Source organism: Bradyrhizobium sp. Kon69 (assembly GCF_055807515.1).
Map to the genome: position 1 here is coordinate 77933 of NZ_JBVVOS010000011.1, position 26758 is coordinate 104690.

The 26758-nt window shown below is 62.7% G+C and carries 19 protein-coding genes; 4 read left to right on the top strand and 15 right to left on the bottom strand.

The window, feature by feature from the left end; translation table 11 throughout:
* Positions 1-14 precede the first annotated feature (14 nt).
* Both rpsG and rpsL read right to left on the bottom strand, forming a co-directional pair.
* On the bottom strand, positions 15-485 hold the full coding sequence (gene rpsG, locus AC0L3U_RS16555) for a 30S ribosomal protein S7 (RefSeq protein WP_007603009.1): 471 nt from the start codon (positions 483-485) through the stop codon (positions 15-17).
* Between the two features lie 15 nt (positions 486-500).
* Positions 501-872 carry a 30S ribosomal protein S12 gene (gene rpsL, locus AC0L3U_RS16560; protein WP_007603006.1) on the bottom strand — a complete coding sequence of 124 codons (372 nt, stop codon included), beginning with the start codon at positions 870-872 and terminating at the stop codon, positions 501-503.
* A gap of 640 nt (positions 873-1512) precedes the next feature.
* Here rpsL and AC0L3U_RS16565 point away from each other — a divergent pair.
* Positions 1513-2748, top strand: a complete 1236-nt coding sequence (locus AC0L3U_RS16565) for an FAD-dependent oxidoreductase (RefSeq protein ID WP_473362421.1) — start codon at positions 1513-1515, stop codon at positions 2746-2748.
* On the opposite strand, the gene AC0L3U_RS16570 is transcribed toward AC0L3U_RS16565, so the two are convergent.
* The 13 genes from AC0L3U_RS16570 to AC0L3U_RS16630 all read right to left on the bottom strand — a co-directional run bounded on the left by AC0L3U_RS16570 (position 2679) and on the right by AC0L3U_RS16630 (position 22882).
* Positions 2679-4697 (bottom strand): ABC transporter ATP-binding protein, encoded by a 2019-nt coding sequence (locus AC0L3U_RS16570; RefSeq protein WP_473362422.1) that lies wholly within the window; start codon positions 4695-4697, stop codon positions 2679-2681. The genes AC0L3U_RS16565 and AC0L3U_RS16570 overlap by 70 nt on opposite strands.
* A gap of 132 nt (positions 4698-4829) precedes the next feature.
* Positions 4830-6890 (bottom strand): FAD-dependent oxidoreductase, encoded by a 2061-nt coding sequence (locus AC0L3U_RS16575; RefSeq protein ID WP_473362423.1) that lies wholly within the window; start codon positions 6888-6890, stop codon positions 4830-4832.
* A 191-nt stretch (positions 6891-7081) separates the two neighbouring features.
* Positions 7082-11278: a DNA-directed RNA polymerase subunit beta' gene (gene rpoC, locus AC0L3U_RS16580; protein WP_456769430.1), complete on the bottom strand. Its 4197-nt coding sequence runs from the start codon at positions 11276-11278 to the stop codon at positions 7082-7084.
* Positions 11279-11406: 128 nt separating this feature from the next.
* Positions 11407-15522 (bottom strand): DNA-directed RNA polymerase subunit beta, encoded by a 4116-nt coding sequence (rpoB, locus tag AC0L3U_RS16585; RefSeq protein ID WP_007602996.1) that lies wholly within the window; start codon positions 15520-15522, stop codon positions 11407-11409.
* 481 nt (positions 15523-16003) lie between these two features.
* The gene (rplL, locus tag AC0L3U_RS16590) at positions 16004-16381 is read right to left on the bottom strand and encodes a 50S ribosomal protein L7/L12 (protein WP_007602994.1); all 378 of its coding nucleotides are present in this window, start codon (positions 16379-16381) and stop codon (positions 16004-16006) included.
* 54 nt (positions 16382-16435) lie between these two features.
* Positions 16436-16954, bottom strand: coding sequence for a 50S ribosomal protein L10 (gene rplJ, locus AC0L3U_RS16595; RefSeq protein WP_027567495.1), 519 nt, complete (start codon positions 16952-16954; stop codon positions 16436-16438).
* 577 nt (positions 16955-17531) lie between these two features.
* The gene (locus tag AC0L3U_RS16600) at positions 17532-18479 is read right to left on the bottom strand and encodes a 2-hydroxyacid dehydrogenase (protein ID WP_473362424.1); all 948 of its coding nucleotides are present in this window, start codon (positions 18477-18479) and stop codon (positions 17532-17534) included.
* Positions 18480-18569: 90 nt separating this feature from the next.
* Positions 18570-19262 carry a 50S ribosomal protein L1 gene (gene rplA, locus AC0L3U_RS16605; RefSeq protein ID WP_007602988.1) on the bottom strand — a complete coding sequence of 231 codons (693 nt, stop codon included), beginning with the start codon at positions 19260-19262 and terminating at the stop codon, positions 18570-18572.
* Between the two features lie 6 nt (positions 19263-19268).
* Complete coding sequence (gene rplK / locus AC0L3U_RS16610; protein ID WP_007602986.1) at positions 19269-19697, bottom strand: 50S ribosomal protein L11; 429 nt, start codon at positions 19695-19697, stop codon at positions 19269-19271.
* Between the two features lie 130 nt (positions 19698-19827).
* Positions 19828-20382, bottom strand: a complete 555-nt coding sequence (nusG, locus tag AC0L3U_RS16615) for a transcription termination/antitermination protein NusG (protein WP_007602985.1) — start codon at positions 20380-20382, stop codon at positions 19828-19830.
* Entirely contained in the window at positions 20382-20573 is a 192-nt protein-coding gene (gene secE, locus AC0L3U_RS16620; protein WP_007602984.1) for a preprotein translocase subunit SecE, read from the bottom strand. The genes nusG and secE overlap by 1 nt, the downstream gene beginning before the upstream one ends.
* Positions 20574-20949: 376 nt before the next feature.
* Positions 20950-22218 carry a methyltransferase domain-containing protein gene (locus AC0L3U_RS16625; protein WP_473362425.1) on the bottom strand — a complete coding sequence of 423 codons (1269 nt, stop codon included), beginning with the start codon at positions 22216-22218 and terminating at the stop codon, positions 20950-20952.
* Between the two features lie 76 nt (positions 22219-22294).
* Positions 22295-22882 carry an SIS domain-containing protein gene (locus AC0L3U_RS16630; protein WP_473362426.1) on the bottom strand — a complete coding sequence of 196 codons (588 nt, stop codon included), beginning with the start codon at positions 22880-22882 and terminating at the stop codon, positions 22295-22297.
* A gap of 161 nt (positions 22883-23043) precedes the next feature.
* On the opposite strand from AC0L3U_RS16630, the gene AC0L3U_RS16635 reads away from it, so the two are divergent.
* The 3 genes from AC0L3U_RS16635 (at position 23044) to AC0L3U_RS16645 (ending at position 26756) form a co-directional block, all read left to right on the top strand.
* Entirely contained in the window at positions 23044-24072 is a 1029-nt protein-coding gene (locus AC0L3U_RS16635; RefSeq protein ID WP_473362427.1) for an SDR family oxidoreductase, read from the top strand.
* An 83-nt stretch (positions 24073-24155) separates the two neighbouring features.
* On the top strand, positions 24156-25727 hold the full coding sequence (locus tag AC0L3U_RS16640) for a PfkB family carbohydrate kinase (RefSeq protein WP_473362428.1): 1572 nt from the start codon (positions 24156-24158) through the stop codon (positions 25725-25727).
* A 27-nt stretch (positions 25728-25754) separates the two neighbouring features.
* Positions 25755-26756, top strand: a complete 1002-nt coding sequence (locus AC0L3U_RS16645; protein WP_473362429.1) for an NAD-dependent epimerase/dehydratase family protein — start codon at positions 25755-25757, stop codon at positions 26754-26756.
* Positions 26757-26758: the final 2 nt, after the last annotated feature.

Genomic DNA, 26758 nt, shown 5'->3' on the forward strand with positions numbered 1-26758 from the left:
TCCGTGTGTCGCCGTTACCAGCGATAGTGCGAGAAGGCGCGGTTGGCTTCCGCCATCCGGTGCACGTCTTCGCGCTTCTTGACGGCGTTACCCCGGTTGTTCGACGCGTCCAGGAGCTCCGCGGAGAGCCGCTCGGTCATCGTCTTCTCGTTGCGATCGCGCGCAGCCGAGATCAGCCAGCGAATGCCCAGCGCCTGACGGCGCACCGAGCGAACTTCGACCGGGACCTGATAGGTCGCGCCGCCGACGCGGCGGGAGCGCACTTCGATCGTCGGCATGACGTTCTCGAGTGCCTGCTCGAACACGCCGAGCGGGTTCTGCTTGGTCTTGCTTTCGATGAGGCCGAACGCGCCGTAGACGATGCCTTCGGCGACCGACTTCTTTCCGGCGTACATCACCGAATTCATGAACTTCGTGACGATGATGTTCCCGAACTTCGGATCGGGAAGGACTTCGCGCTTTTCGGCAGAATGGCGACGAGACATGGACCTGGTTCCCGCTTACTTCGGACGCTTGGCGCCGTACTTCGAACGGCGCTGCTTACGGTTCTTGACGCCCTGGGTATCCAGAACGCCGCGGAGGATGTGATAGCGCACGCCGGGCAAGTCCTTGACGCGACCGCCGCGGATCATGACCACCGAGTGCTCCTGGAGGTTATGGCCCTCACCGGGGATGTAGCCGATCACCTCGAAGCCGTTGGTCAGGCGCACCTTGGCAACCTTACGAAGCGCCGAGTTCGGCTTCTTCGGGGTCGTGGTGTAAACGCGCGTGCAAACACCGCGCTTCTGCGGCGACTGCTGCAGTGCCGGCACCTTCTTGCGCGACTTCTGCACTTCCCGCGGTTGAGCGATCAGCTGGTTGATCGTCGGCATCCTGGCATTACCCTTTGTGTTCTGCCGCGGCCCGTCGCCGGGTCCGCAAATTCTTTCGAGCTACCCGCCCGACGAGGCCGTCTTGCGCGGAACAATCCGCACAAAGCGAAATCGCGCCAACCACCCATCAACGGGCGGAAAGCGCTTCGACGCCACAGAGGACCGCAGTAGTTGAACCGGTCAGCTTGAAGCTGCGGTCCTCGCACCGAGGTCATGCATCCGAATTCGATCTCGAGAGAACATGCTCACGAGACCTAAAATCGCACTGGCATTGCCTAGCTATGATCGACAGCGTTTGAGCGGCATTCGTCGAGGTTGGTGCCTGTCTTGGCGATCCCAGGGGATCAAACAGGTGGCCCGTTCCGACGTTGGCGATGCTCACCGCCTGTCGTTAAGTGAGGGGGTTCTATAAGTGGGAGTCGGTCAAGTCAAGGCGAAACGTCAGTCAGAAGCGCTTCCCGCGCCTGCCGAAATCGCTTCACGGGCCGCTCGCTGCACCTTCGCGAGATGGAAACGAAGAGCGCGTTCCGCCACCTCGAATCCAATTTATACCCGGGTTAAATATACTTTTGTAACCTTTGGCTAAGGCTTTCTTTCCGGTTGGAGCGCCAATGTGCCGCCTTGGGCAGAGATTAGCACCATGCGGTACACCGACATTGCCATTATCGGCGGGGGATTGTCCGGCTCAACCGCCGCCGCGATGCTCGGCGGTAGCGGCATTTCGACCATTCTGATCGATCCGCATGAGAGCTATTCGGCGGACTTTCGTGTCGAAAAACTCAGCGGTCACGTGCAGGTCGGGCGATTCCTGCAGACGGGAATCGCCGAATCGGTGCTGCGGCGCGCGACCTTCGTGGGTGAGAACTGGATCGCGCGCTTCGGCCGCCTGCTCGACAAGGCGCCGAGCCGACAGTTCAACATCCTCTACGATTCCCTCGTCAACGCTGTCCGCGACGAAATTCCTGCCGGCGTCGAGCGCATCTGCGCCAAGGCCGTCTTGGTCGAGACAAGTGCGGAGCGGCAGAAGGTCACTCTCTCCAACGACGAGATGGTCTCCGCCCGGCTGGTCGTGCTCGCCAACGGCCTCAACGTCGGCCTGCGCCACCAGCTGGGAATTTCGCGAAAAGTCGTCAGTGCCTGCCATTCGATTTCGGTCGGGTTCGACGTGATGCCCGCGGGACGGGACTCGTTCGACTTCCCGGCGCTGACCTATTTCTCGGAACGGCCGAGCGACCGCATCCCCTACCTCACGCTTTTTCCGATCGGGACCCGGATGCGCGCCAATCTGTTCGTCTACCGCAGCTTCGACGATCCCTGGCTGCTTGAGCTGCGCCGCGCGCCCGCCGAGACGCTGAACGCCGCGCTGCCACGGCTCAAGCGCATCACCGGACCATTCGACATTCCCGGTGAACTGAAAATCCGCCCGGTCGATCTCTATGTGAACGATGCAAGCGGCCAACCCGGCCTCGTGCTGGTGGGCGATGCCTTCTCGACCTCCTGCCCGGCCGCCGGCACAGGGTGCGACAAGGTCTTCACCGACGTCGAGCGGCTCTGCAACCGCTACATCCCGCGATGGCTGGCCTCCGACGGGATGGATACAAGCAAGATCGCCACCTTCTACGCAGATCCGGTCAAGCGGGCGTGCGACGATTGGTCGACGGCGAAGGCGTTCGACTTCCGCTCGGTCTCGATTGCGACGAGCCCCTATTGGACGGCGCAGCGCTGGGCACGCTTCATTGCCTGGTCGGTTCAGGGGCTATTGCGGCCGCTTGCAGGAGCCTTCGATCTGGAGCCGAACTTCCTCGGTCACTCCTCGTCATCGTCCTCGTCGAGCTCGTCTTCATCCTCGTCATCGTCGCTGTCCTCGTCGACGTGAGCTGGCGCGCCATGCGGTTGGTGGATCTGGTCGTTCCACAGCTTGCGATAAGTGCCGTTCTTGGCGAGCAGTTCGGCATGAGAGCCGCGCTCGATCGCCCTGCCCCCTGAAATCACGATGATCTCGTCCATCTCAACCACCGAGGTCAGACGGTGGGTTGACCAGATCATGGTGCGGCCCTTGGCAACCTTCAGCAGCGTGCGGTTGATCGCGGCTTCCGTGGTCTGGTCGAGCGCCGAAGTGGCTTCGTCCAGCAGCAGCACGGAGGGATTACGGATGACCGCGCGCGCGATCGCGATGCGCTGGCGCTGGCCGCCCGACAAGGTATCGCCGCGCTCGCCCACCGGCGTGTCGTATCTTTGCGGCAGGCTCATGATGTAGCGGTGGATCTCGGCCTTCTTGGCCGCCTCCTCCACTTCCTCGTCGGTCGCGCCCTCCTTGCCGAGCCGGATGTTCTCCCGGATCGACATGTTGAACAGCATGTTCTCCTGGAACACCACCGCCATGCTCCGGCGCAGCGAATCCAGCGTCACCTTGCGGACGTCGACGCCGTCGATGGTGACGCGCCCCTCGTCAGGCACGTAGAGCCGCAGGATCAGATTCAGCAGCGTGCTCTTGCCGGAGCCCGAGGGACCGACGATGGCAATGCGCTTGCCGACACTGAGCTTGAGACTGAGATTGTCCAGCACCGGCGTCTGGCTGCCTTCGTACTGGAAGGTCACGTGGTCGAAGGTGATGTCGTTGGTGATGCGCGGCAGATCGGGCGCGCCGGCACGATCGGCGCTGCGCGTAGGCTCGTCGAGCAGCTCCTGCATATGACGGATCGCGGCTGCCGCGGAGATCGACACGGGGATGAAATGCATCACATGGGCGATGTTGTAGGACACCTCCCAGAACGCGCTCTCGAAGGTGACGAAGGTGCCGATGGTGATCTGACCCTTGGTCGCCAGATACGCGCCGATCGCGAGCACGACGAGATGCAGGAGCAGCACCGAGATGGTGACCGTCCGCTCCACCATGGTCGACAGGAACGCCGCCGAGGCCATCTTGTTTCGCGTCTCGTCGTTGCGAAAGGTGAAGAACCCGAACATCCGGCGTTGCAGGCTGAACGCCTTGATCACGGCCTGCGCCGCCACGTTCTCCTGCACCATGCCGAGCAGCGCGGACTCGTTGAGCTTCTGCTCGTAATTCGCCTGAACAGCCTTCGGTGTGAGCATGCGGGGACCGATCAGCGTGATCGGAAACACCAGCAGCGCAACCGCCGCGAGCTGCCAGTTCAGGAACACCATCAGGATGATGCCCGCGATCAACTCCAGGAACGGCAACGCCGCACTGTTGGCGAAGGTCTTGACCGAACCCTCGAAGGCCGCGAGGTCGACAGAGAAGCGCGACAGGATCTCGCCGCGCTTGGTGCGGCCGAAATAGGCCGCCGGCAGGTCCTGGACGTGCTCGAACAGCCGTTTGCGGACGTCGGAGATGATGCACGCCGCGAGCCTCGCATCCCAGCGTTCGTACCAGACCGCGACGATCGAGGTGAAGATGCCCGCGACCGCGAGCACGCCGAGGATCTTGTACAGCGCCTGGAAATCCTCCTCGCCGAGCGCGTCGTCGATCAGGTACTTCAGGCTGAGCGGCATGATGACGTTGAAGAGCGTCTCGACGAAGACGCCGAACGCCACGAAGGACAGCATCTGCTTGTAGTTGACCAGGAAGGGTTTGACGAAGCCCAGGATGGTCGCGAGCGCGCCGGCGGCTTCGCGCGCGGTAAAGACGACGAGGTCCTCGTCCTCATCGTCGTCATCGAGCTCCAGCCCGCCATCCTCCTCGTCTTCGTCGTCCTCGTCGTCTTCGAGGTCCGGCTTGACGGTGGGGACGAGCTTGTCGTCGAGCTCGGCCGCCTCTTCCGCGGCGAGCTTCTGTTTGTCGGGCGGGAGGGGCTTGGACGCCATGAAACCAACCGATGCTGACGGCCGGCATGACCGTAGAGAAAGAAGGAAATAGCGGAAACCGCTACTGCATCGATTCTATGCGATCAGGATGAATTCGGCAAAACAATTGGCGAAGGCGGCCGTTTCAGGCGGCTAGTCGTCTTCCTCGTCCTCGACCTTGTCAAAAAAGGAATAGCGCAGGGAATCGGCGTCGGCGTACCACTGGCCCGGGCCCTTGTTGGCGGCGAGCGTCGTCTCCCAGAGCGCATCGGTGCAGTCCTTGCGGTGCATCGACAGCTCGAAGCCGTTACCGAAGAACAATTCGGACCATTCCCACCAGGTGCCGAGCTTCTTGACCCCACGCAGGAGGTCGTAGCGGTCGATCAGTGCCGGCGCCATGTCCGAGGTGACCGAGCCGAACACGAGCCCGGTCTTGACCACACGGTTCAGCTCCCTGATCGCACGGACCACCTGCTTCGGGGAAACATGGCAGAGGCTGGTCTCGAACACGAAGTCGAACGCACCGTCCTTGAACGGCATGTCGGTGATCGAACCGAGCTTGTTGTACTTCTTCAGCGCCTTCGGCGTTCTGGCGTGAATGGCGCGGTTGTTCTCGATGCCGAAGGCATCGATGCCGCGATCGCGCAGCGCGCCGACAAGCTCGCCGCTGGCCGAGCCCGCGATCAAGAGCTTCGTGCCTTTGGCCTTGCCCCAGACAATGCCGATCAGTTTTGTGAGATAGTCGGGATCCGTGAAGTGTTGCCACGTTTCGCTGTAGGGACCCTGGCCGCGATAATTGTCGAAATAGTCGCGATCGATCTTGTCCGAGAGCGGCTTGTCGTCCTGCGAACGCTCGCGGCGCAGGCGCATCATCTCGGTCAAGATGATGTCGGTCGCCGCGTCCGAGGAATCGAGCAGGCCGTTCAGCGTCGAGTCGAACAGATAGTCGCCGACCACCACGATTCCGGGATGTTCCTTCGGCTCCGGCCGGTGATTGGTCATGACGTCGCGCACGGGCAAGCCGCCCGGAATCGCGTTCACCGACGACAGCCAGCGGTGGATCTTGCCTTCCATGAAATGGGCGCGCGCATCGCCGAGCGATGCCGGCAGCGATTTCAGCGCGGCATCGATCAGCTCCTGGTCGGAGAGATTCGCAAAGGCCAGCGCGTCGGAGCCCGGAATCAGCCAGTTCAGTACGCCGTGCTTGCCCACATCATGGCGCGCGCCCTCGTTGTAGACACAGCAACCGCCAAAGGCTTCCGACATGAACCAAGCGCCGGCGATCTTGTCGCCCCAGAACGGCGTGTCGAACAGGATCGAGACACGCAAATAGTGCGCGGGACGGTCGAAGTACGAGACGTGCTTGACCATCGACTTGCGGAGCTGTTCGCCCTCCCAGCCGACGGTCCCGAGCCAGGAATGCGGCAGACAGACCAGCACAAGGTCGAAGTCGCGCGTCTCCGGCCCCTTGCCGTTCATCATCTTGAGCTGATAGCGGCCGGTCGGCGCCTTGCCGACCGTGAGGACGCGATGATTGAGCTGGATGTCGGCATTGACCTCGGACTGGAGGCACTCGATGAGCTGCTCGTTGCCGTTCTGGATGGAATAGAGGCCGATATAGCCGTCGACATCCATCAGGTAGTTCTTGAGCGCGTTGAGCCCGTTGGTGTTGTGGCTCTCGGTCGCGAGGTCCGAGCGTGCCATCACCTTGAAGAATCGCTTTGCGGTTTCGTCCTCGACCTCCTCGTCGAGCACCTGTTCGGCGGTCTTGTAGGCCCAGGGGTTCTCGTTGTCGTGCGCGCCGACGCCCTCGTAATACTCGATCGGCGTCATCGTCTCGGCGCAGCGCTTACGGAACGCCTCGATTGCGGCTGCGGTCTTGGCACCGTATTTGCGGCGCATGCCCGCGACGTCGTTGAGGAGCTCGCCGCCGAACTGCACCTGCTCGGCATCCATCGGAATGGTCTGCAAGCCGAAATGCTGGATCAACTCGCGTAACGGATCCGGCCCGGTCATCGAGTAGTCGTAGATCTCGGCAACGCCGGCCTCGTACATCGCGGGCGCGGAATCGAATTTGCGCGTGACGATCTTGCCGCCGAGCCGGTCGGATGCCTCGTAGATGGTGACGCGGCAGAGGTCGCCGAGCTTACGCTTCAGATACCAAGCGCTCATCAGCCCGCCGGGGCCGCCGCCTACGATTGCGAGATCAAGCATGAGAATTCCGTGGTCTCCGGCCCGCCCCCTTCACGGGACCACCGGTCTAAGCTCTCCTAGCAGAAGCGCTTTTGCGCCTGAAGGAAAGATGAACAAAGGTTGATCCTGCACCGCAACAGGGAAACAAAGCAGCAAAAAGGCCGGCTTTCGCCGGCCTTTTCAGTGTCCTCGGTATTCCTACGGATGAACGATCATTCCGCAGGTGGCAGCGCCATCGGCTCCACTTCCGGCGCCGGCGGCACGACCGCCGCCTGCTTCTCGCGCTCGTCGAGGATCATCTTGTCGCGCTTCACGGCGACTTCGCGGATCTTCGCCATGGAGGCGCCGGTGCCTGCCGGAATCAGCCGGCCGACAATGACGTTCTCCTTGAGGCCTTCGAGCGGATCGACCTTGCCGTTGACCGCCGCTTCCGTGAGGACGCGGGTGGTCTCCTGGAACGAGGCTGCCGAGAAGAAGGAGCGGGTCTGAAGGCTCGCCTTGGTGATGCCGAGCAGAACCGGCGTTCCCGTGGCGATCTTCTTGCCCTCTTCCTTGGCCTTCGCGTTGATCTGGTCGAACTCGATCTTGTCGATCTGCTCGCCCGAGATCATGTCCGTGTCGCCCTGGTCGGTGACTTCCACCTTCTGGAGCATCTGACGGACGATCACCTCGATGTGCTTGTCGTTGATGAGCACGCCCTGGAGCCGGTAGACCTCCTGGATCTCGTTGACCAGATAGGCCGCGAGTTCCTCGATGCCCTTGACCGCCAGAATGTCGTGCGGCGCCGGGTTGCCTTCCACGATGAAGTCACCCTTTTCGACGACGTCGCCGTCCTGAAGGTGGATGTGCTTGCCCTTCGGGATCAGGTACTCGCGCGCTTCGTCGGTCTTGTCCATCGGCTCGATCGAGATGCGACGCTTGTTCTTGTAGTCGCGCCCAAACCGGATGGTGCCCGCGATTTCGGCGATGATCGCCGCATCCTTCGGACGCCGAGCCTCGAACAATTCCGCCACCCGCGGCAGACCGCCGGTGATGTCGCGTGTCTTGGCGCTTTCGGTCGAGACACGGGCGAGAATGTCGCCCGCCTGGACCTTGGCTCCGACGTCGACCGACAGAATGCCGTCGACCGACAGCATGTAGCGAGCATCGCCGCCACGGGCGAGCTTGAGCACCTTGCCGTCCTTGCCCTTAATCACGATGGCGGGACGCAGGTCCCCGCCGCCGCGCATCGAGCGCCAGTCGATGACCACGCGCTTGGCAATACCGGTGGCCTCGTCGAGCGTTTCCGAGATCGACTGTCCCTCGACCAGATCCTCGAAGCCGATGGTGCCTTCGACCTCGGTGAGGAGCGGACGGGTGTAGGGATCCCATTCGACGATACGCTGGCCGCGCTTGACCATGTCGCCCTCGTCGACGTGCAGGCGCGAACCGTACTGAATACGGTGCGTCGCACGCTCGGTGCCGTCGGCATCGACGATCGCGATCACCATGTTGCGAACCATCGCGACCAGGTGGCCGTCGCTGTTGCGGGCGATGGCCTTGTTCCGGATCACGATCTTGCCGTCGAAGTTGGATTCGACGAAAGATTGCTCGTTCAGCTGCGCCGCACCGCCGATGTGGAAGGTGCGCATGGTGAGCTGGGTGCCAGGCTCGCCGATCGACTGCGCCGCGATGACGCCGACCGCTTCGCCGTGGTTGACCGGCGTGCCGCGAGCGAGATCGCGGCCGTAGCACTTGCCGCAGATGCCGTTGACGAGTTCGCAGGTCAGCGCCGAGCGGATCTTCACCTCCTGGACGCCGCCCTGATGGATGGCATCCAGATGGCTCTCTTCCATCAGCGTACCGCGCTTGAAGATCACCTTGCCCGTGCTGTCACGCACGTCTTCGCAGGCCGTGCGTCCGAGGATGCGCGAGCCGAGCGAAGCGACTACGGTGCCGGCATCGACGATGGCGCGCATCTTGATGCCGAGCTTGGTGCCGCAATCGTCCTGCGTGATGATGCAATCCTGCGCGACGTCGACGAGACGACGGGTCAGGTAGCCGGAGTTCGCGGTCTTCAACGCGGTGTCCGCGAGGCCCTTGCGGGCGCCGTGGGTCGAGTTGAAGTACTCGAGCACCGAGAGGCCTTCCTTGAAGTTCGAGATGATCGGCGTCTCGATGATCTCGCCAGACGGCTTGGCCATCAGGCCACGCATGCCGGCGAGCTGGCGCATCTGGGCCGGCGAACCGCGGGCACCAGAGTGGGCCATCATGTAGATCGAGTTGATGTCGGCATCCGCCCCGCTCGCCGTCTTCTTGGTCGAGGAGATCTCCTTCATCATCGCCTTGGCGATTTCTTCCGTGGCCTTCGACCAGGCGTCGACGACCTTGTTGTACTTCTCGCCATGGGTGATCAAACCGTCGTTGTACTGCTGCTCGAAATCCTTCGCCAGCGTACGGGTGGTCTCGACGATCTTCCACTTGGAGTGCGGCACGACCATGTCGTCCTTGCCGAACGAGATGCCGGCCTTGAACGCGTTGTAGAAGCCGAGCGCCATGATGCGGTCGCAGAAGATCACCGTCTCCTTCTGACCACAGTGGCGGTAGACCTGGTCGATGACGCCGGAGATCTCGCGCTTGGTCATCAGCTTGTTGATGATCTCGTAGGGAACACGCGGGTTCTTCGGCAGCAGATTGCCCAGCATGACGCGGCCAGCGGTGGTCTCGATCCAGCGCTTGGAGATCTTGCCGGTATCGTCGATGCCTTCCCACCGGTACTTGATCTTGGTGTGGAGGTGGATGACCTTCGCGTGCAGCGCGTGCTCGAGCTCCGCCATCTCCCCGAAGATCTTGCCCTCGCCGGGCAGGCCTTCGCGCATGATGGAGACGTAGTAGAGACCGAGCACGATGTCCTGCGACGGCACGATGATCGGCTGGCCGTTCGCCGGATGCAGGATGTTGTTGGTCGACATCATCAGGACGCGCGCTTCCAGCTGCGCTTCCAGCGACAGCGGGACGTGCACGGCCATCTGGTCGCCGTCGAAGTCGGCGTTGAACGCGGCGCAGACCAGCGGGTGGAGCTGGATCGCCTTGCCCTCGATCAGCACGGGCTCGAACGCCTGGATGCCGAGGCGATGCAGCGTCGGTGCGCGGTTGAGCAGCACGGGATGCTCGCGGATGACCTCGTCCAGGATGTCCCAGACCTCGGGCCGCTCCTTCTCGACCAGCTTCTTGGCCTGCTTCACGGTGGTGGACAGGCCCTTGGCGTCAAGCCGCGAGTAGATGAACGGCTTGAACAGCTCGAGCGCCATCTTCTTCGGCAGGCCGCACTGATGCAGGCGCAGCTCGGGACCGACCACGATCACCGAACGGCCCGAATAGTCGACGCGCTTGCCGAGCAGGTTCTGACGGAACCGGCCCTGCTTGCCCTTGAGCATGTCGGCGAGCGACTTCAGCGGACGCTTGTTGGCACCGGTGATGACGCGGCCGCGGCGGCCGTTGTCGAACAGCGCGTCGACCGCCTCCTGAAGCATGCGCTTCTCGTTGCGGATGATGATGTCCGGTGCGCGCAGCTCCATCAGCCGCTTCAAGCGGTTGTTGCGGTTGATGACGCGGCGGTAGAGGTCGTTGAGGTCCGAGGTCGCGAAGCGGCCGCCGTCCAGCGGCACCAGCGGACGCAGGTCCGGCGGAATCACCGGAACCACGGTCATGATCATCCATTCCGGCTTGTTGCCGGAGTGGCGGAACGCTTCCACGATCTTCAGGCGCTTGGCGAGCTTCTTGTGCTTGATGTCGGAGTCGGTCTCCTGCATCTCCGCGCGCAAGGTCAGCTCGAGCTTCTCGAGGTCCATGCCCTTGAGCAGCTCGCGGATTGCCTCCGCGCCGATCATGGCGGTGAAGGAATCCTGGCCGTATTCGTCCTGCGCCTTCAGATACTCGTCTTCCGACAAGAGCTGACGGTCCTTCAGCGCGGTGAGGCCCGGCTCGAGCACGACGTAATATTCGAAGTAGAGGATCCGCTCGAGATCCTTCAACGTCATGTCGAGCAGGAGGCCGATGCGCGAGGGCAGCGACTTCAGGAACCAGATGTGGGCGACGGGAGCTGCGAGCTCGATATGGCCCATGCGCTCGCGCCGGACGCGCGACAGCGTGACCTCGACCGAGCACTTCTCGCAGATGATGCCCTTGTACTTCATGCGCTTGTACTTGCCGCACAAGCACTCGTAGTCCTTGATCGGCCCGAAGATGCGGGCGCAGAACAGGCCGTCGCGCTCGGGCTTGAAGGTACGGTAGTTGATGGTTTCCGGCTTCTTGATCTCGCCGTACGACCAGGACAGAATCTTCTCGGGGCTCGCGATCGAGATCCGGATCTGGTCGAAGACCTGAGCCGGCGTCGTCGGATTAAAGAGATTCATAATTTCTTGGTTCATCGTCTTCTCCTCGCGTGCCGGTCGCCTCCGGCAGCAAATTCGAAAATCACTATGCGGGGCGCCCTGCCCTCGCGATTCGAGGACTGGGCGCCGATGCCCGGCCATTCAGGCCGGGCATGAGGGTCGTATTACTCGGCCGCTTCCGCCGTCCCCGGTCCGACCTTGGAATTGTGCAGATCGACGTTGAGGCCGAGCGAGCGCATTTCCTTGACCAGCACGTTGAACGATTCGGGAATACCGGCCTCGAAGGTGTCGTCGCCACGCACGATCGCCTCGTACACCTTGGTACGGCCGGCGACGTCGTCCGACTTCACGGTCAGCATCTCCTGGAGCGTGTACGCCGCGCCGTAAGCCTCGAGCGCCCACACTTCCATTTCGCCGAAACGCTGGCCACCGAACTGCGCCTTGCCGCCCAGCGGCTGCTGGGTAACGAGCGAGTACGGACCGATCGAACGCGCGTGGATCTTGTCGTCGACGAGATGGTGCAGCTTGAGCATGTAGATGTAGCCCACCGTCACCTTGCGATCGAAGGCATCGCCGGTGCGGCCGTCATAGACGGTCGACTGGCCCGAAGCGTCCAGACCGGCAAGCTTCAGCATCTCCTCGATGTCGGCTTCCTTGGCGCCGTCGAACACCGGCGTCGCGATCGGAACGCCGCGGCTCAGATTGTGGCCGAGCTCGATCAACTCGTTGTCGTTGAGCGACTTGATCGTCTCGTCCTCGCCGTAGACCTTCTTCAAGGTTTCCTTCAGCGGCCGGATGTCCTGCTTCGACAAATAGGCATCGACCGTCTGGCCGATACGCTTGCCGAGGCCGGCACAGGCCCAGCCGAGATGGGTCTCGAGGATCTGTCCGACGTTCATGCGCGAGGGCACGCCGAGCGGATTGAGCACGATGTCGGCATGCGTACCGTCTTCGAGGAACGGCATGTCCTCGATCGGCACGATCTTCGACACCACGCCCTTGTTGCCGTGGCGGCCGGCCATCTTGTCGCCGGGCTGGATCTTGCGCTTCACCGCGACGAAGACCTTGACCATCTTCATCACGCCGGGCGGCAATTCGTCACCGCGCTGAAGCTTTTCGACCTTGTCGAGGAAGCGCTGTTCCAGCCCCTTCTTCGACTCGTCGTACTGCTTCCGCATGGCCTCGATCTCGGCCATCAGCTTGTCGTTCGGCGAAGCGAACAGCCACCACTGCGACTTCGGGTACTCCTCGAGCACCGCACGGGTGATCTTGGTGTCCTTCTTGAAGCCCTTCGGACCGGCGATGCCCTGCCGTCCTTCGAGCAGCTCGGCAAGGCGGTTGTAGACGTTGCGGTCCAGGATCGCCTGCTCGTCGTCGCGGTCCTTGGCCAGACGCTCGATCTCTTCCCGCTCGATCGCCAGCGCACGCTCGTCCTTGTCGACGCCGTGCCGGTTGAACACGCGCACTTCGACGATGGTGCCCTGCACGCCCGGAGGAACGCGCAGCGAGGTGTCGCGGACGTCGGAAGCCTTCTCGCCGAAGATGGCGCGCAGGAGCTTTTCCTCCGGCGTCATCGGGCTTTCGCCCTTCGGCGTGATCTTGCCGACCAGGATGTCGCCGGCGCGCACTTCCGCGCCGATGTATACGATGCCGGCTTCGTCGAGGTTCTTCAGCGCTTCTTCCGAGACGTTCGGAATGTCGCGGGTGATTTCCTCGGGCCCGAGCTTGGTGTCGCGGGCCATCACCTCGAATTCTTCGATATGAATTGAGGTAAACACGTCTTCCTTCACGATCCGCTCGGAGAGCAGGATCGAGTCTTCGAAGTTGTAGCCGTTCCACGGCATGAACGCGACGAGCACGTTCCGGCCGAGCGCGAGCTCGCCGAGATCGGTCGACGGACCGTCGGCGATGATGTCGCCCTTCTTGACGATGTCGCCGACCTTCACCAGCGGACGCTGGTTGATGCAGGTCGACTGGTTGGAGCGCTGGTACTTCATCAGCCGGTAGATATCGACGCCCGACTTGGTCGGATCGAGATCTTCCGTGGCGCGGATGACGACGCGGGTTGCGTCGATCTGGTCGATCACGCCCGAACGGCGCGCCGCGATCGCGGCACCCGAGTCACGCGCAACCACGCCTTCCATGCCGGTGCCGACGAACGGCGCTTCGGCGCGAACCAGCGGCACCGCCTGGCGCTGCATGTTCGAGCCCATCAGCGCGCGGTTAGCGTCGTCGTTCTCGAGGAACGGGATCAGCGCGGCTGCGACCGAAACGAGCTGCTTCGGCGACACGTCCATGTAGTCGACCTTGTCCGGGGTCACCGGCAAGACTTCGCCGGCGTGACGGCAGACCACGAGATCTTCGGTGAAGCGGCCCTTCGGATCGAGCGGCACGTTGGCCTGCGCGACCGTGTAGCGGCCCTCTTCCATCGCCGAGAGGTACACAACCTCGTCAGTGACGCGGCCGTCCTTGACCTTGCGGTAAGGCGTCTCGACGAAGCCGTACTTGTTCACGCGCGCGAAGGTTGCGAGCGAGTTGATCAAGCCGATGTTCGGACCTTCCGGCGTCTCGATCGGGCAGATGCGGCCGTAATGCGTCGGATGCACGTCGCGCACCTCGAAGCCGGCGCGCTCGCGGGTCAGACCGCCCGGTCCAAGTGCCGACAGGCGGCGCTTGTGGGTGATCTCCGACAGCGGGTTGGTCTGGTCCATGAACTGCGAGAGCTGCGAGGAGCCGAAGAACTCGCGCACGGCGGCGGCCGCCGGCTTCGCGTTGATCAGGTCCTGCGGCATGACCGTGTCGATGTCGACCGAAGACATGCGCTCCTTGATCGCGCGCTCCATGCGGAGCAAGCCGATGCGGTACTGGTTCTCCATGAGCTCGCCGACCGAACGCACACGGCGGTTGCCGAGATGGTCGATGTCGTCGATCTCGCCCTTGCCGTCGCGCAAATCCACCAGCGTCTTGATGACGGAGAGGATGTCTTCCTTGCGCAGCGTGCGCTGGGTGTCGGGCGCATCGAGGTCGAGGCGCATGTTCATCTTGACGCGGCCGACCGCAGAGAGGTCGTAGCGCTCGGCGTCGAAGAACAGCGACTGGAACATCGCCTGCGCCGAATCCAGCGTCGGCGGCTCGCCCGGACGCATCACGCGGTAGATGTCGAACAGCGCGTCCTCACGCGTCATGTTCTTGTCGGCCGAGAGCGTGTTGCGGATGTAGGCGCCGACATTGACGTGGTCGATGTCGAGCAGCGGCAGCTCCTTGTAGCCCTGCTCGTTGAGAGCCTTCATCGACTTGTCGGTGATCTCTTCACCGGCCTCCGCGTGGATCTCGCCGGTCTTGGGATTGACGAGGTCCTCGGCGATGTAATTGCCGACGAGCTCCGCATCCGACAGACGCAGCGCCTTCAGGCCCTTCTCCTGCATCTGACGCGCACCGCGCACGGTGAGCTTCTTGCCGGCTTCGAGCACGACCTTGCCGGTATCGGCGTCGATCAGGTCGTTGATGGTCGAGTAGCCGCGGAAACGATTGGCGTCGAACGGAACACGCCAGCCCTCCTTGATCCGCTTGTACTGGATCTTCTTGTAGAAGGTGCTGAGGATCGCCTCGCCGTCGAGACCGAGCGCGAACATCAGCGACGTCACCGGAAGCTTGCGGCGACGGTCGATACGCGCATAGACGATGTCCTTGGCGTCGAACTCGATGTCGAGCCAGGAGCCGCGATACGGGATCACGCGGGCGGCGAACAGCAGCTTGCCCGACGAATGGGTCTTGCCCTTGTCGTGATCGAAGAACACGCCCGGCGAACGGTGCATCTGCGAGACGATGACGCGCTCGGTGCCGTTGACGATGAAGGTGCCGTTCATCGTCATGAGCGGGATGTCGCCCATATAGACGTCCTGCTCCTTGATGTCCTTGACCGACTTCGCGCCGGTTTCCTCGTCGATATCGAACACGATGAGGCGCAGCGTCACCTTGAGGGGGGCCGCGAAGGTCATGCCGCGCTGGCGGCACTCGTCGACGTCGTATTTCGGCGGCTCGAACTCGTAGCGGACGAATTCCAGCATCGAGGTGCCCGAGAAGTCCGAGATCGGGAACACCGAGCGGAACACCGCCTGCAAGCCCTCGTCAGACCGCCCGCCCTGGGGCTCGTCGACCATCAGGAACTGGTCATAGGACGCCTTCTGAACCTCGATGAGGTTCGGCATCTCGGCCACTTCCTTGATGTGTCCGAAGAACTTGCGAACGCGTTTGCGACCGGTGAATGTCTGCTGCGCCATCGTGGCCTCTCATTTTCGTCGCCCGATTTGGGCGCGCCCTCCGGAACGCGGCGACCGCCGCTCCCCGGGTTGAATTTTTCGAACCCGTCTTGGGGGCCGGAGACTCAGTTTCAGGCAGGAATGTCCTGAATCTGTTCTTCAGACCTTCAAAACGCAAAACGACGCGCGGGGCGCAGGAGCGCGCCCGCCCGTCACAACCAACCTCTTCACGGACTGCAAAAGCCCGAAATAGCTTCCTCTCCCAACGCCTTACAGGGAATGCGGCATCCCTGCCCACCGCGCTTTCGTGCTGCCGACCCGATATGGGGCGACATTAGTGCAGATTCGAGGGACAAACCCTCAAATCCCCACACTTTTTCGTGTTCGGCCTGCGTCGGGTCGTTCCGTCGCACGCCTTTTGCATCTGGCCCACCCCTTCAGGAGTGGACCGAGATCCCGGTTGCGATGATGCTGACCGGGATCTCGTGCCAGTAAGCGTTGCTTACTTGAGCTCGACCTTCGCGCCAGCCTTCTCGAGCTGGGCCTTGAGCTTCTCGGCTTCGTCCTTGTTCACGCCTTCCTTGACAGGCTTCGGCGCGCCCTCGACGAGGTCCTTTGCTTCCTTCAGGCCCAGGCCGGTGATGGCGCGGACTTCCTTGATGACCTCGATCTTCTTGTCGCCGGCGGCGGCAAGAACGACCGTGAACTCGGTCTTCTCTTCGGCCGGAGCGGCGGCGGCGCCACCACCAGCCGGGCCGGCCACGGCGACAGCCGCGGCAGCCGAAACGCCCCACTTCTCTTCGAGGAGCTTCGCGAGTTCGGCAGCTTCGAGCACGGTGAGGCTCGAGAGGTCGTCAACGATCTTCTGCAGGTCAGCCATTGTTCAGTTTCCTTGAATGTAAGTCTGGTTCGGGTTTGAGTTTTGCGAAGGGCGTCAGGCCGCTTCGCCCTTTGAGGCATAAGCCTGGATGACGCGCGCGAGCTTGCCCGCGGGCGCGTTGGCGAGCTGAGCGATCTTGGTCGCCGGGGCCACAAGCAGGCCGACGATCTTGGCGCGCAGTTCGTCAAGCGACGGCAGCGAGGCAAGAGCCTTCACGCCGTCGACATTCAGGACGGTCGTTCCCATCGAGCCACCAATGATGACGAACTTTTCGTTCGCCTTGGCGAATTCGACGGCGACCTTTGGCGCCGCTACCGGATCGTCTGAAGTGGCGATCACGGTCGGTCCCTTCAGCATGGGGCCGATGGCAACGACGTCAGTGCCTTCAAGAGCAATTTTGGCGAGACGGTTCTTCGAGACCTTCACCGAGGCACCAGCCTGCTTCATCTGCGAGCGCAGCTTCTGCATCTGGGCAACGGTCAGGCCGGAATATTGGGCAACGACCGCGACGCTCGTGGTCTTGAAGACCCCATTGAGCTGTTCGACCGCTTCCTTTTTTGCCGCTCGTTCCACAGCAAGCTCTTTCCGGTTGGCGGTCATCGCGAAAGCGGGACCGCCGGGTTGCACCCATCGTCCCGCCCAAACCTGAACCTCAGGGCCAAACCCATCGGACACGCCGGGCAAGACGACAATTCAAAGCCTGCCCTCCGGGAGCTCGCTGGAGCCCACGGCGTGTCGAGGTCCGAACCAAACCCATTCCGCAACCGACCCTAAGGCGGTCACGACGTGAAATCCGGTCTTCACCCGTCTATGCAGGCCATGCGATTAAGCCGTTGAGAAATCGAAATTCCCCGCGGGCGCCTGCAGTCTTGGACAGGACAAGGTCAGCCGGCGAACCGCCCGACCTCTGCCCGCATCCCACACCCGACGGGTTTCCCTCCTTTTCCGGCAAATCCTCACGGACGCCCTGAAAAGGAATGATCTCCATCGCTTGTTTTCGGAATGCGTGCACGAACGCGCCAGCCGAGGCCGGCACGTCCGGAAGCGGTTCTTTAACCGCTCGGGGCCTGCTTGCCAAGAGCAAAATTCACACCAGTTCCAATCCGTTGCCGCAGGCGCTTGACCCGGGCCGACAAGGGCCGATTCAGGCTCATTTGACCCCGTAAGGCAGTGGCTTGCCTTCGAAAAACGCGGACAGGTTCGCCAGCACGCAGTTCTGCATGGCGACGTGCGATTCGAGGGTGTGGCCGCCGATATGGGGGGCGAACACGACGTTGGGCAGCGCCGTCAGCGCGTCCGGGGCGTGCGGCTCCTTGTCGTAGACGTCGAGACCCGCGCCGGCGATGGTCTTTTCGGTGAGCGCCACCACCAGGGCTTTCTCGTCGATCACCGAGCCGCGGGAGATGTTGACGACATAGCCGTCCGCCCCGAGGCGCTTGAGGATGTCGGCGCTGACGGCACGCTGGGTCTCGGCTCCTGCCCGGACCGCAATCATCAGCACGCTGCACCAGTCGGCCAGCGCCTCTAGCGTCGGGAAATATTGATAGGGCAGCTCGTATTTGCTGCGGCTGAAATAGCCGATTTCGCTCTCGAAGGATGCGCAGCGCGCTGCGATCTTGCGGCCGATCTCGCCCATGCCGTAGACGCCGATGCGGCGGCCCGGCATCCCGGCCTGCGGGCGCATCATCGGCGAGGGCTTTGACGCGGCCCAATCGCCGCTTCGGACGTACTGGTCGGCAACCAGGATTCGCCGCGTCGTCGCGAGCATCAGGGTCATCGCGATGTCGGCGACCGAGGCCGCATTGGCGCCCGGGCTATGTCCGACCGCGATGTTGCGGGCAGCAGCGGCCTTCAGGTCAACACCGTCATAGCCAGTGCCGTAGCAGACGATGGCGCCGAGCTTCGGAAACAGGTCCATCGCCTCCGCGCCCAGCGGCGTGCCACCGGCGGTGAGCACCGCGCGGATGCCGCCGAGCTGGTCGGCCGAAAACATCTCCCGCGCCGGCTTGCCGCCGGTGTCGAGCAGCTCGAACCGCTCGGCAAAGCGCGCCATCATCGTCTTGGGAAAGCGCGAGTAGATCAGGACCTTGTCAGTCATTGTTCTTGTTTCCGGTGAACGCCGTCACAAACGACGAGGGGCGGAATCGGTTGCCCAATTCCGCCCCTCGCCTCATGTCATTTCCAAAGCTTAGCCGAGAATGGTGCCCGGCTCGACCTTCACGCCGGGGCCCATCGACGAGGACACCGCAACGCGCTGGATGTAGGTGCCCTTGGAACCGGCCGGCTTGGCCTTGGAGACAGCGTCAGCGAGAGCCTTGATGTTCTCGACCAGTTTTTCCTCGGTGAATGAGGCCTTGCCGACGCCAGCCTGCAGGATGCCGGCCTTTTCGACGCGGAACTCGACCGAGCCGCCCTTGGCGCCCTTCACGGCGCCGGTGACGTCCATGGTCACGGTGCCGATCTTCGGGTTCGGCATCAGGCCGCGCGGGCCGAGCACCTTACCAAGGCGGCCGACCAGCGGCATCATGTCGGGGGTTGCGATACAGCGGTCGAAATCGATCGTGCCGTTCTGCACCTTCTCGACCAGGTCCTCGGCGCCGACGACATCGGCACCCGCAGCCTTGGCCTCGTCGGCCTTGGCGCCGCGGGCGAACACGCCGACGCGGAGCGTACGGCCGGTGCCGTTCGGCAGGGTCACGACACCGCGGACCATCTGGTCGGCGTGACGCGGATCGACGCCGAGATTGATCGCGACCTCGATGGTCTCGTCGAACTTCGCTTTCGCGCGTTCCTTGACCATCTTGATGGCGTCCGCGAGCGGGTAAAGCTTTTCGCGATCAATACCTTCGCGGGCTTTGTTCAAACGCTTTCCGATTGCCATGAGCCCTTACCCCGCCACTTCCAGACCCATCGAACGGGCAGAGCCCTCGACCATCTTCATGGCCGACTCGATCGAGTCGCAATTGAGATCCTTCATCTTCTTCTCGGCGATTTCGCGCACCTGCGCTTTGGTCACCGCACCCGCCTTGTCACGGCCCGGCGCCTTGGAGCCGGACTGGATCTTGGCAGCCTGCTTGAGGAAGAAGGACATCGGCGGCGTCTTCATCTCGAACGTGAACGAACGATCGGCGTAGATCGTGATCACGACGGGAATCGGGGTATTCTTCTCTTCCTTCTGGGTCTGGGCGTTGAACGCCTTGCAGAACTCCATGATGTTGAGACCGCGCTGACCGAGCGCGGGACCGATCGGGGGCGAAGGATTCGCCGCACCGGCCGGGACCTGAAGCTTCAGGTATCCGGTCACTTTCTTTGCCATGTATCACTCCTGTTGGGCCGGCCTGGGCCGGCGGTTTCAGGTTCGTGGTCTGGGTCGGATGCGGCTGGCAACCGCCCTCTCCCTCCCACGGCCTCTTGTTGCGCGAGACCGAAGCCTCACGCCTACTCGATCAGACCTTCTCGACCTGACCGAATTCCAGTTCGACCGGCGTGGCGCGGCCAAAGATCGACACCGCGACCTTCACGCGCGAGCGCGCCTCGTCGATTTCCTCGACCACACCCGAGAACGAGGCAAACGGGCCGTCGGCCACGCGCACGTTCTCGCCGATCTCGAACGACACCGACGCCTTCGGCCGCTCCACGCCCTCCTGCACCTGGTGCAGAATGCGCATGGCCTCGGCTTCCGAGATCGGCATCGGCTTGTTTTCCGCGCCGAGGAAGCCGGTCACCTTCGGGGTGTTCTTGATCAGATGAAACGCCTCGTCGGTCAGCTTCATCTTCACCAGGACGTAGCCCGGGAAGAACTTGCGCTCGGCGTCGATCTTGCGGCCGCGGCGCACTTCCGTGACCTTCTCGGTTGGAACCAGCACCAGCTCGAACAGCTCCTCGAGCCCGCGCTGCTTGGCCTGCTCGCGGATCGATTCGGCGACCTTCTTCTCGAAGTTCGAATAGGCGTGGACGATGTACCAGCGCTTGTCAGACAATTGAGCCGTTGCTGTTGCCATCAGTGAATGCCCAGAAGGAAGGTGATGAGGACGCGGATGATCTGGTCGGCGGCGAAGAAGAAGATCGAGGCCACGGCGACCATGACGAACACCATGATGGTGGTGATCGTGGTCTCGCGGCGGGTCGGCCAGGTGACCTTGGCGGTCTCCGAGCGCACTTCCTGCAAGAACTTGAACGGGCTGACTGCCATCGTTTGATGTCCAACGTCCGTCGACAGACGCGAATGAATTTCAGGGATCCGAACAGCCGCCGTTGGCCCAGCCCTCTGTCGAAGGATGAGCCGGAAATCGGGCTCGATTGTTCGGGGATTTCAAAGCCGCGCCGGAAATCCGCGTCTAACGGGCCGGCTGCGAGTGCGCGGTATCTACTGCGGATGGGACCAAAGGTCAAGATAGAGAGGGCCCGCGCGGGTAAACCGACCTCCGCGGGCGACCGATTAGAGATCAGGCCGATCAAGGGCTTATCTGCCGCCTGCAAAGCGCCGCCCCAGGGCCTCAGCCGGTTCCTCGCAGAACGAGACCACCGGTGGCCCCCTCACCTGCAGCCCCTTTGGCAACCCCTCAAGGTCAGTCGGCCCGGTCGATCGTCGCAATGCCCGGCAACGGCACAACGAACTTTCCGCCCTCGGCGAAGTAGCCGGCGTGCTTGGCCCGGATCGGATCCACATAGCGCCAGGCGAAGACGACGACGAACGCCGGCTTGCGCTCGTAAAGGGCGGCGGGCGGCAGGATCGGGATGTCGTATCCGGGGCCCGCCATCACGTTCCCCTTCTTGGGATCGTCGTCCACCAGGAAGTCGATCTTGTTCTCCAGGCCGAACTGCGGCAGCAGGGTCGTGGTCCCGACCGAGACGCCGTAGCCGGCCACGAGCTGGCCGCGCGCATGGGCGGCGTGGGCCATTGCGACCAGCTCGTCGCGGATGGCGGCGATCCTCTTCGCATAGGGCACATAGTAGGCCGGCCGGTCGACGCCGAGCCGGTCTTCCTCGGCAATGAAGCGCGCGACTTCCGCGGACGGCTTCTTCGCGCCGCCGGCACGCTGCACCGTCACCCGGATCGAGCCGCCCTTGGTCTCGATGTGCTGGACGTCGATCACTTCCATGCCAAGCCGCGCGAAGAAGCGCGTCAGCGGCTTGATGTTAAAATACGACAGATGCTCGTGATAGACGGTGTCGAGAAGGTTCTTCTCGGTGACGTCGACGCCATACTGCGTTTCGAAAACGAACAGCCCGTCCGGCGCAAGCACGTCGCGAACCCCGATCACCAGCGGGTCGAGATTGTCGACATTGGCGATCATGTTGTTGGCGATCACGACACTGGCCGCGCCGTGGCTTTGCAGGATGCGGCGACCAATGGCATCGGTGAAGAAATCGCCGATGGTCTCGATCCCCGCTTCCGTCGCACGCCGCGCGATGTCGACGGCGGGATCGACACCCAGCACCCGCATGCCGCGCTCCCTAAAGAAACCGAGCAGCGATCCGTCGTTGCTGCCGAGCTCGACGACCAGCGAGCCAGGCGCGATGGCGAATCGGCTGACGACGTCGTTGGCATAGCCCGCGAAGTGCTCCCGCAGGCCAAGCGAGAGCGAGGTGGTATAGACGTAGTTTCGGTATTGGATCTCCGGATTGCCGACGTGGAGAATCTGCAGGTGGCCGCAGTCCGCGCAGAGGTGCAGCGCCATCGGCACCGCGGCCCGAAAGACGGGATCGTCGACGCTTGCATCCGGCACCTGAAAGTTCGGCGTGCCAATGGGCATGCCTGCCATCGGGACGACAAGCTCTTGCTTGTCCGAATGACAGAGGCGGCAGGTATGACGGACGTAGAACAGGTTTTTCATCGTAGGACCGTAAAACGGAGATATGCGAGCGGGCGAGGCAAGCTCACCCCGTGGTGATCAGATCGAGGGCACCGCCTCAGGAGGCCGGATATTCCGCGCGACCGATGATGAGGTCGATCGCGGCCATCATCCAGAACTGATGCGTGGTCTCGATAATGTTGTAGCTGCGGCTGTCGACGTAATAATTGACGTCGCCGAGATTGCGCAGCGGGTTTTCCGCGTTCATGCCCGACAGCGTGATCACATCGAGCTTCATCGTCCGCGCCTGCGCGACCGCATTGAGAATGTTCTTCGAGCGTCCCGACGAGCTGATTGCGACGAGGCAATCGCCGGCGCGGGCACTCAGCCTCACAGCATGCGCAATCCAGTCCTCGAAACCGTAATCATTGGCAAGGCACGACATCATGCTGGCATCGCTGAAGCAGAGTGCGGGCACCGATGCGTTCTTCGCCAGATCGATTGCGAGATGGGAGGCGATGCCGGCCGAGCCTCCATTGCCGATGAAGATGACGCGGCCGCCCTGCTCGCGCGCGCGCAACCAGGCCGTGCGGGTGGCGGAAATCCTGGCGAAAACCCCGTCGTCAATTGCCGTCGCACGATGGAGGCGCCCTACGTAGTCGTCAAGGAAAGCCTTGTGACCGGGATCGACGGACTCGGCAGGCATGGGCTCGCGGCTCGACGGCGACATGACGCCCTGATACCGGCTATCACCAGCGATTGCAAAGGTATATTACCTTCGAAGTCGACCAGCAGCCGATTCGGTTTCCACCTTCACTCAACATTGGCGGGCCTGTTTCGCTGGGCATTCGCATCACGGATGTTCCTATGAAATGCATCGTTACCGGTGGCGCCGGCTTCATCGGCAGTCACCTCGTCGACCGCCTCCTCGACGATGGCCACGAGGTCGTCGCGCTCGACAATTTCGTGATCGGACGCCCCGAAAATCTGGCCTCGCGCATCGATTCTGATCGACTGAAGATCGTGCGGGCCGACGTCACCGAACTCGAATCGATCAAGCCGCATTTCGACGGCATCGACTGGGTATTCCATCTCGCAGCGCTGGCAGACATCGTTCCCTCGATCGAGTCCCCGATCCCCTATCACCGCGCCAACGTCGACGGCACCGTCAACGTTCTCGAGGCTGCACGGCAGGCGGGCGTCAGCCGCTTCGTTTATGCCGCGTCGTCGTCCTGCTACGGAATTCCCGACGTCTATCCGACGCCGGAGAGCGCCGAGATCCGGCCGATGTACCCCTATGCCCTTACCAAGAATCTCGGCGAGCAGTGCGTCATGCACTGGTGCCAGGTCTACAAGCTGCCCGCGGTCGCGCTGCGCCTGTTCAACGTGTACGGGCCGCGCCATCGCACCACGGGCACCTATGGCGCCGTGTTCGGCGTATTCATGGCGCAGAAGCTCGCCGGCAAGCCCTTCACGGTGGTCGGCGACGGCGAGCAGACCCGCGACTTCACCTTCGTCAGCGATGTCGCCGACGCTTTCGTGACCGCCGCGTGCTCCGATGTCTCGAACGAAATTTTCAACGTCGGCTCCGACAACACCTACGGTGTCAACCGGCTGGTCGAGCTTCTCGGCGGCGACAAGATCCACATTCCCAAGCGTCCCGGCGAGCCCGATTGCACCTATGCCGACATCACCAAGATCAAGCGGATCCTGAAATGGACGCCGAAGGTAAAATTTGAGGACGGGGTCGCGACGATGCTGAAGTCGATGGATCAGTACAAGGACGCCCCCCTGTGGACAGTGGACAAGATCGCGGACGCGACGAAGGACTGGTTCAAATATCTCGGGGACAACAACGACGCGGCGTCCGGGGCGCCGCAGAAGGCAAGCCAGTGAACAGGTTCGCCGGGTATGGTTGCCGCGAATCGATCAATTCCGGGCCGCCCGGCTGAGGCCGGCTGGCGCTTTGGGTTATTCACATGGGCAATATTCCGACCGACACTCCCGCGTTGAACGACCAACTGGCGGCCCACGAAAAGATCAAGACGGTCGAGGAATTGGGCGAGATTGCGCGGTCCGCGCAAGCGCGGGGCCGGAAGGTTGCACTCTGCCACGGCGTCTTCGACCTCGTGCATCTCGGCCATATCAGACACATCCAGGCGGCGCGCAACGAGGGCGACGTCGTCATGGTGACGATCACCGCCGACCGTTACGTCAACAAGGGACCCGGTCGGCCGATCTTCCCCGAAAACATGCGGGCCGAGATGCTGGCCTCGCTCGCGACCGTGGATTGGGTCGGCATCAATCATACCTCCAGCGCCGAGCCGATCCTGGATACGGTGCGGCCGGACATCTATGTGAAGGGGTCCGACTACGAAAACCCCGAAGACGACGTGACCGGCAAGATCCGGAGCGAGCGCGACGTCGTCGAGCGTCACGGCGGACGCATCGTGTTCACCCGTGACGTGACCTTCAGCTCCTCGTCGCTGGTGAACCGGTATTTCGACATCTACGATCCGCCGCTCCGCGACTACCTGCAAAAAGTCCGTGAAGGTGGCGGCGCCGATCGCCTGCTGAAACTGATCGACAAGGTGCAGGACATGCACGTCGTGCTGGTCGGCGACACCATCATCGACGAATACCAGTACGTCACGGCGCTCGGAAAAGCCTCGAAGGAAAACATCGTCGCCACGCTGTTCAAGAGCGGCGAGCAATTTGCCGGCGGCGTCATCGCCGCGGCGAACCATGTCGCGAGCTTCTGCAAGTCGGTGGAGGTCGTCACGACGCTGGGTGGCAACGACTACCCTGAGGAGTTCATTCGGGCGCATGTCCGCCCGAACGTCACGTTAACGCCGATCCGCCTTCAGGGCCGTCCGACGACCCGCAAATCGCGGTACGTCGAGCTGGGATATCTGCACAAGCTCTTCGAAGTCTACACCATGGACGACACGCCGCTCGACGAGGCCGATCGGAAGGAAATCGACCGTATCACGACGGAGCGTGTGCGTAGCGCGGACGTGGTGATCGCCACTGATTTCGGCCACGGCATGATCGCGTCGAGCACGATCGACACCCTGATCGCCAACTCCAGGTTCCTGGCGGTCAATGCTCAGAGCAACAGCGGCAATCACGGCTACAATTTGATCACGAGATATCCGCGGGCCGACTACATCTGCATCGACGCGCCGGAGGCGCGTCTGGCTGCAACCGACAAGTTCAGCGACATCGCGTCCGTGATCGAGGCCGGCCTGCACGGCAAGATCGACTGCGACAACATGATCATCACGCACGGCTCCTTCGGCTGTTACCCCTTCTCGTCGAAAACCGGCGTCACGCGCGTCCCCGCCTTCACCAAGACCGTCGTCGACACCGTCGGCGCGGGGGACGCCTTCCTGACGATCACCGCGCCGCTGGTCGCCGCCGGCGGCAATATCGAGGACGTCGCCTTCATCGGCAACGCGGCCGGCGCGATCAAGGTCGGAATCGTCGGCCACCGCAGCTCGGTCGAAAAGGTGCCGCTGGTCAAGTTCGTCACCGCGTTGCTGAAGTAGCGCGACGGCAGATACTGGAGAACGACAGTGATTGGTCGACAATGGAATGTGATGGTCACCGGTGGTGCCGGCTATGTCGGTAGCGTGCTGGTTCCCCAGTTGCTCGCTGCGGGCCACAAGGTCACCGTGCTCGACCTGTTCATGTATGGCGAGGACGTGTTCGATGCCGTCCGGAACAATCCCGATTTGCGCCTGATCAAGGGCGACATCCGTGACGAAGCCGCGATCAACGAGGCCCTGCGCGGCAACGACGCCGTGATCCACCTCGCCTGCATCTCCAACGACCCGTCGTTCGAGCTGGACCCGGGGCTCGGCAAGTCGATCAATTACGATTGCTTCCGGCCGATGGTACGGGCCGCCAAGAAGGCGGGCATCAAGCGCTTCATCTATGCCTCCTCGTCCAGCGTCTACGGCACCAAGGACGAAGCCGAGGTGACCGAGGACCTGTCCTGCGAGCCGCTCACGGACTACTCGAAGTTCAAGGCGATGTGCGAGACCGACCTTGCCGACGAGGCCGCGTCCGGTTTCGTCACCTGCACGGTTCGTCCCGCCACCGTCTGCGGCTACGCACCGCGGCAGCGGCTCGACGTCGTCGTCAACATCCTGACAAATCTCGCGGTCAACACCGGCCGCATCCGCGTGTTCGGCGGAACGCAGCGCCGGCCCAATTTGCACATCGAGGACATGTCAGCGGCCTATCTGTTCCTGCTTCAGCAGGATGACGCAAAGATCGACGGCAAGACCTACAATATCGGTTACGAGAACCACTCGCTGATGAAGATCGCCGACATCGTCAAGTCGGTGGTCGGCAGCAATGTCGACGTCGTCGTCGAGCCGACCGACGATCTCCGCTCCTACCACGTCTCTTCGGAGAAGATCCGCCGCGAGCTCGGCTTTGCGCCGACCCACACGATCGAGCAGGCCGTGTCCGGCCTCGTCAACGCCTTCAAGGGCGGCCGCCTGCCGAACTCGCTCAACGACCCCCGGTACTTCAACATCAAGATGATGCAGAACATCAGCCTGAAGTGAGC